This is a genomic window from Paenibacillus sp. VT-400, from assembly GCF_001029205.1.
Lineage (GTDB): Bacteria > Bacillota > Bacilli > Paenibacillales > Paenibacillaceae > Paenibacillus > Paenibacillus amylolyticus.
The window spans coordinates 1-2,275 of record NZ_LELF01000001.1; the positions used below are offsets into that span (position 1 = coordinate 1).

The following is a 2,275-nucleotide window of genomic DNA, read 5'->3' on the forward strand; positions in this document are numbered from 1 at the left end:
TTAGTACGTGGACGTAGACCCGAAACCGGGTGATCTACCCCTGTCCAGGGTGAAGGTGCGGTAACACGCACTGGAGGCCCGAACCCACGCATGTTGAAAAATGCGGGGACGGATCAAAGCTTGCTTACAGCTCCCCGAGGCAGTTTCGTTGTTCGCCACGTCCTTCATCGGCTCCTAGCGCCTAGGCATCCTCCGTGTGCTCTTAGTAGCTTAACCATATTCGCCCTATTCAGACTCGCTTTCGCTGCGGCTCCGGCTCTTCACCTTAACCTTGCACGGGAACGTAACTCGCCGGTTCATTCTACAAAAGGCACGCCATCACCCCTACTGCTTCTGCTTCTGCTTCTGCTTCTGCTTCTGCTTCTGCTTCTGCTTCTGCTTCTGCTTCTGCTTCTGCTTCTGCTTCTGCTTCTGCTTCTGCTTCTGCTTCTGCTTCTGATAGATGATTGGGGTGAAGTCGTAACAAGGTAGCCGTATCGGAAGGTGCGGCTGGATCACCTCCTTTCTATGGAGAATCGTTTCCTGCAACGGAAACATTCAAATATGCAGAATTTCATCTATTTGGCTTGTTCTTTGAAAACTAGATATCGAAACGAAACAAACGCGAATTAGAACATTCCTTTAAGCTGAACTTGTGCAAACAAGTCAAGTGTATAAAGGTAGTTAAATTGAGTGCCCACCCGAAGTGCTGGCAACTAAATATAAGGGTTGCGCTCGTTGCGGGACTTAACCCAACATCTCACGACACGAGCTGACGACAACCATGCACCACCTGTCTTGAATGTTCCGAAGATCTTCGGAACATTCAAGACAGGTGGTGCATGGTTGTCGTCAGCTCGTGTCGTGAGATGTTGGGTTAAGTCCCGCAACGAGCGCAACCCTTATATTTAGTTGCCAGCATTTCGGATGGGCACTACGTCTTTTGTATCTTCGACGTCTTTTGTATCTTCGACGTCTTTTGTATCTTCGACGTCTTTTGTATCTTCGACGTCTTTTGTATCTTCGACGTCTTTTGTATCTTCGACGTCTTTTGTATCTTCAACCTATGTATTCAGTTATGAGTAACTGGAAATTACCCCAGCTGGGTTTCCCCATTCGGACACCCCCGGATCAAAGCTTGCTTACAGCTCCCCGAGGCAGTTTCGTTGTTCGCCACGTCCTTCATAAAGGAATGTTCTAATTCGCGTTTGTTTCGTTTCGATATCTAGTTTTCAAAGAACAAGCTCCATGCAAAAGCAAGCTGTTTTGAGAGTTTGAGCTCTCAAAACCGAACAACGAGTGAGTGTTTTGCAGCTAATAGCTTAGCTTACATTTCAGAGATCGTTCTCTGAAAACTAGATTCGAAACGAAACATGCGAATTATCACTTGCTATTGGATAAGCCCTCGACCGATTAGTACTGGTCAGCTCCATGCATTGCTGCACTTCCACCCTTGAAGACGACGAGGTAGATAGGCTGGGGGTGGAAGTGCAGCAATGCATGGAGCTGACCAGTACTAATCGGTCGAGGGCTTATCCAATAGCAAGTGATAATTCGCATGTTTCGTTTCGAATCTAGTTTTCAGAGAATGAGTAACTGGAAATTACCCCAGCTGGGTTTCCCCATTCGGACACCCCCGGATCAAAGCTTGCTTACAGCTCCCCGAGGCAGTTTCGTTGTTCGCCACGTCCTTCATCGGCTCCTAGCGCCTAGGCATCCTCCGTGTGCTCTTAGTAGCTTAACCGTTTCGATATCTAGTTTTCAAAGAACAAGCTCCATGCAAAAGCAAGCTGTTTGAGAGTTTGAGCTCTCAAAACCGAACAACGAGTGAGTGTTTTGCAGCTAAGCTGCATATTTGAATGTTTCCGTTGCAGGAAACGATTCTCCATAGAAAGGAGGTGAAACTGCCTCGGGGAGCTGTAAGCAAGCTTTGATCCGGGGGTGTCCGAATGGGGAAACCCAGCTGGGGTAATTTCCAGTTACTCATAACTGAATACATAGGTTGTGCAGAGGCATACCAGGGGAACTGAAACATCTAAGTACCCTGAGGAAGAGAAAACAATAGTGATTCCGTCAGTAGCGGCGAGCGAACGCTAGCCGTATCGGAAGGTGCGGCTGGATCACCTCCTTTCTATGGAGAATCGTTTCCTGCAACGGAAACATTCAAATATGCAGCTTAGCTGCAAAACACTCACTCGTTGCTCAGTTTTGAGAGCTCAAACTCTCAAACAGCTTGCTTTTGCATGGAGCTTGTTCTTTGAAAACTAGATATCGAAACGAAACAAACGCGAATTAG

The 2,275-nt window shown here is 47.3% G+C and carries 1 protein-coding gene, 1 rRNA gene and 5 other annotated features; of the genes, one reads left to right on the plus strand and one right to left on the minus strand.

Annotation, left to right across the window (positions count from 1 at the left end):
* Positions 1 to 1,723 (minus strand) — a sequence feature (mutual gap in cmsearch alignment for this rRNA model is longer than 100).
* Positions 43 to 114, plus strand: a sequence feature (23S ribosomal RNA rRNA prediction is too short). Its footprint overlaps the feature before it by 72 nt.
* Positions 302 to 466: a hypothetical protein gene (locus EL84_RS32180; protein WP_200904508.1), complete on the minus strand. Its 165-nt coding sequence runs from the start codon at positions 464 to 466 to the stop codon at positions 302 to 304.
* Positions 596 to 812, minus strand: a sequence feature (16S ribosomal RNA rRNA prediction is too short).
* Positions 828 to 956: a sequence feature (16S ribosomal RNA rRNA prediction is too short), on the plus strand.
* Positions 1,430 to 1,502 (plus strand) — a sequence feature (23S ribosomal RNA rRNA prediction is too short).
* 101 nt (positions 1,724 to 1,824) lie before the next feature.
* Here EL84_RS32180 and EL84_RS32185 point away from each other — a divergent pair.
* A 23S ribosomal RNA gene (locus tag EL84_RS32185) occupies positions 1,825 to 2,275 on the plus strand; the annotation flags it as partial.